Annotated in this window: 4 protein-coding genes and 1 pseudogene; all 5 read left to right on the plus strand. The window is 67.5% G+C overall.

Features of this window, described 5'->3' with window-relative positions; all coding sequences use genetic code 11:
- Window positions 1-1,491 (plus strand): glucose-6-phosphate dehydrogenase (gene zwf / locus CCR82_RS06030; RefSeq protein WP_201244500.1); only part of this gene is annotated, 1,491 nt, incomplete at its 5' end.
- Window positions 1,492-1,548: 57 nt separating this feature from the next.
- A pseudogene (locus tag CCR82_RS06035) lies at window positions 1,549-1,665 on the plus strand (glycoside hydrolase 100 family protein); the annotation flags it as partial.
- Window positions 1,666-1,699: 34 nt separating this feature from the next.
- Complete coding sequence (locus tag CCR82_RS06040; protein WP_201244502.1) at window positions 1,700-2,902, plus strand: cation:proton antiporter; 1,203 nt, start codon at window positions 1,700-1,702, stop codon at window positions 2,900-2,902.
- 142 nt (window positions 2,903-3,044) lie between these two features.
- Window positions 3,045-3,191 (plus strand): NAD(P)-binding domain-containing protein, encoded by a 147-nt coding sequence (locus tag CCR82_RS06045; protein ID WP_201244503.1) that lies wholly within the window; start codon window positions 3,045-3,047, stop codon window positions 3,189-3,191.
- Window positions 3,188-4,005: transaldolase (tal, locus tag CCR82_RS06050; RefSeq protein WP_201244504.1), on the plus strand; the 818-nt coding region annotated here is incomplete at its 3' end. The genes CCR82_RS06045 and tal, both read left to right, overlap by 4 nt.

The following is a 4,005-nucleotide window of genomic DNA, read 5'->3' on the forward strand; positions in this document are numbered from 1 at the left end:
CAGGCCGAGCCCAGCGTCCTGGTGATCTTCGGTGCCAGTGGCGACCTGACCCGACGCAAGCTGATCCCGGCGCTGTTTCATCTCGCCGGCGAGGGCTGCCTGGCGCCGGAGCTGCAGATCATCGGCATCAGCCGCGATTCGATCGACGACAGTGAATTCCGCGCCATGCTCAAGGACGCGACCGCCGCCTCCGCCGAGATCCCCCAGCTCGACGAGGCCGCCTGGAACGCCTTTGCCGAGCGCCTGCACTACCTGCCCGGCGACTTCACCGAGGCCGACACCTACCGGCGGCTGAGCGAAACCCTGAGCCACCAGCCCACGGCCAACCGGCTGTTCTATCTCGCCACGCCGCCCTCGGTGGCGCCGACGATCCTTCTTCAGTTGGCCGCAGCCGACCTGAACCGCGAGCAAGACGGCTTCGCACGGGTGATCCTCGAGAAGCCCTTTGGCCATGATCTCGACTCGGCGCAGGCGCTCAACGCCGTCGTCGCCGAGGCCTTCGACGAGTCGCAGGTCTATCGCATCGATCACTATCTGGGCAAGGAGACGGTCCAGAACATCCTCTTCTTCCGCTTCAGCAACGCGCTGTTCGAGCCGCTGTGGAACCGCAACCAGGTCGATTACGTCGAGATCACCGCCGCCGAACCAGTCGGCGTCGGCCATCGCGCCGGCTACTACCAGGAGTCCGGCGCGCTGCGCGATATGGTCGCCAATCACCTGCTTCAGCTGCTCGCGCTGACCGCGATGGAAGCGCCGGTGACCTTCGACGCCGACGCGGTGCGCGATAAGAAGATCGAGGTCTGGCGCAGCATCACCCCGATGACCCCCGAACAGGTCGCTGAGCGCACGGTGCGCGCCCAATACAGCGCCGGCGAGAGCGAGGGCGAGGCGGTCGCCGGCTGGCTTGAGGAGCCGAAGGTGCCGGCGAGCTCGCGCACCGAGACCTTCGCCGCGCTCGACCTGCGCATCGACAACTGGCGCTGGGCCGGCGTACCCTTCTATCTGCGCACCGGCAAGCGCCTCGCGCATCAGGTCACCGAGATCGCCGTGCACTTCCGCCATCCGCCGATGCAGCTGTTCCCGCACGAGGAGGCGCTCACGGCCAACGTCATCGTGATGCGCATCCAACCCGACGAGGGCATCAGCCTGGCATTCGGCGTCAAGCAGCCCGGCGGCGAGCGCCGCGCGGTGCCGGTGTCGATGGACTTCTGCTACCACGCCGCGTTCGGCGACAACCCGCCCTCGGCCTATGCGGTGCTGCTGCTCGACGCCCTGCGCGGTGATCCGACCTTGTTCACCCGGCGCGATGGCGTCGAGGCGCAGTGGCGCCTGATCACCCCGATCGAGCAGGCCTGGGCAGCCGACACCGCCGCCCCCTTGCCAGGCTATCGCGCCGGCAGCGACGGGCCGACCGAGGCCGATGCGCTGCTGGCCCGTAATGAGCACCACTGGCGCGCGATCGCCGACAACGTCGGTGCCTGTGCACGCTGATTCACCAGAGACGCCGCTCAAGCGGGCCCCAGGAGCACCAATGAATCAGGTGCGGATGAGCTGGTCGAACGCGCGATGAGCGACGCCGAGCGGCGGCTGGTCCGAGATGACTGGCCTGAGTATGACGACGGCCGTTGCGGCCGCCTGGTCGGTCAGCTCGACCCGATTCGGTGAGCCCTCTCGGGGGCGCGCACGAGAGGCCCTGCTCATGCTCCCGATCCTGTCCTTCTACGCCATCCTGTTGGCGCTGACCTTGGCGCTGGAGCCCTGGGTCCGGCGCCTCGGTGTGCCCTTGGGCGTGGTCCTGGTGCTGCTGGGCTTCGTCGGCTCGGAGATGTGGGTCGCGACCGGGGGCGACACCGGCCTTCACTGGCAGTGGTTTCACGACCTGATCGTTCATCTTCTGCTGCCGATTCTGATCTTCGAGGGCGCCTACAACCTGGCGCCGCGCCAGCTGCTGCGCAACCTGCTGCCGATCCTGACCCTGGCGCTGCCGGTGATGCTGCTGTGCACGGCGGTGACCGCCGCGCTGCTGTACCTGGGCATTGGACATCCGGCCGGCTTTCCCTGGTTGGCGGCCTTGATCGCCGGCGCGCTGCTATCGGCCACCGACCCGACCGCCGTGTTGGAGGTGCTCCGGCGCACCGGCGCCCCGCTGCGTTTGCAGCTGCTCCTTGACGGCGAGGGCCTGTTCAACGACGCCAATGCGATCGTGCTCTTTACCTTCCTGGTGGCGCTGGCCACCGGTGACCGGGCCTGGGCGCGTTGGGACGAGAGCGCGCTGGCCATGGTCGGCGTGCTGATCGGCGGGGCCGTGGTCGGACTAGCCGTTGGCGCGCTGGCGGTGCGCTTGGGGCGAGCATTGGACAGGCCCGTCGAGCGCGGCGTCCTCACCCTGATCACGGCCTACGGCGGCTTTGCCCTGGCCATCCAGCTCGGCGTCTCCGGGGTGGTCGCGGTGCTTTGCGTTGGGCTCCTGTTCGGTCAACACCGGCGCCGGGCGCCCGACGACGAGGCCTTGTCGGTGCTCTGGGCCTACAAGGCCTGGCTCGCCAACCGGCTGTTGTTCCTGATCGCCGGCATCACCGTGCAACTGGTCATGTTCACCGATCAATGGCTGGCGATCCTGATCGGGATCGGTGCCACCCTGGTGGGGCGCGCGGCGGCTGTGCTGCTGCTGTTGCCGCTCACTGTGCGGCTGCCGGGCACAGAGCGCCTGCCCGGAACCTGGTATCCGCTGCTGTGGTGGGGCGGCACGCGCGGCGTTGTGACCCTGGCGCTGGCGTTATCACTACCGGTCGAGCTGCCGTATTGGTGGACGATCCAGTCCATCGCCTATGGCGTGGTGCTCTGGACCCTGTTGGTGCAGGCCATGAGCATGCCGCTGGTGCTGCGCTGGCTGCGTCCTTGAGCCGCCGGTATCGATATTCTGTCGGGCGCTTGCAGGCGCGAAACATCAGCGCCAGCGATCCGGTCTCCGCTCATGACACTGACAGCCGCCCGCCTGCTGGTGGCTGTTGCAACCCCTTTTCATGAGAGTCAGGAGTCTGTTGATGCAGATCGCAATGATCGGCTTGGGGCGCATGGGCGCCAATATGGCCCGCCGGCTAGCGCGCGGCGGGCACCGCTGTGTCCTCTATGACCTCGACCCAACGGCAGTGGCCACTGTCGTCCACGGCCCTTTTAGGAGTCCCGAATGAGCAAACTTGACGCCCTCCGCGAGATGACACCGGTGGTCGCCGATACCGGCGACATCGCCTCGATCGAGGCGCACCGACCACTGGATGCGACGACCAACCCCTCTTTGCTGCTGAAGGCAGCCAAGCTGCCGGCCTATCAGCCGCTGGTCGATGAGGCGGTCGCCTACGGCCAGCGCCGCAGCGATGAGCGCAGCGCGCAAAGCCGGCTGATGATGGACAAGCTGGCGGTCAGCGTTGGCGTGCGTATCCTGGACTTGGTGCCAGGGCGCGTCTCCACCGAGGTCGACGCCCGGCTGTCCTTCGATACCCAAGCCACGATCGCCCGCGCCATGCAGATCATGGGCCTCTACGATGCCGCCGGCATCGGCAAGGAGCGCATCCTGATCAAGATCGCCGCGACCTGGGAAGGCATCCGTGCCGCTGAGGTGCTCGAGCGTGAGGGGATTCACTGCAATCTGACCCTGATGTTCGGCTTCGCCCAGGCGGTGGCCTGCGCCGAGGCCGGGGTGACGCTGATCTCGCCGTTCGTCGGGCGCATCCTCGATTGGTACAAGCACAAGGAGGGCGTCGATGGCTACGCACCCGAGGATGATCCGGGCGTGCGCTCGGTGCGGCGCATCTACGACTACTACAAGCGCCATGGCTACGAGACCACGGTGATGGGCGCGAGCTTCCGCAACACCGATCAGATCCTGGCCCTGGCCGGCTGCGATCTGTTGACCATCGCACCGCCGCTGATGGATGCGCTCGATCAGGCCGAGGGCGAGGTGCCGCGCCGCCTCGATCCAACCCATGCGCTCAGCGACGGCGAGGC

It is taken from the genome of Halochromatium salexigens, assembly GCF_016653295.1.
GTDB classification, from domain to species: Bacteria; Pseudomonadota; Gammaproteobacteria; order Chromatiales; family Chromatiaceae; genus Lamprobacter; species Lamprobacter salexigens.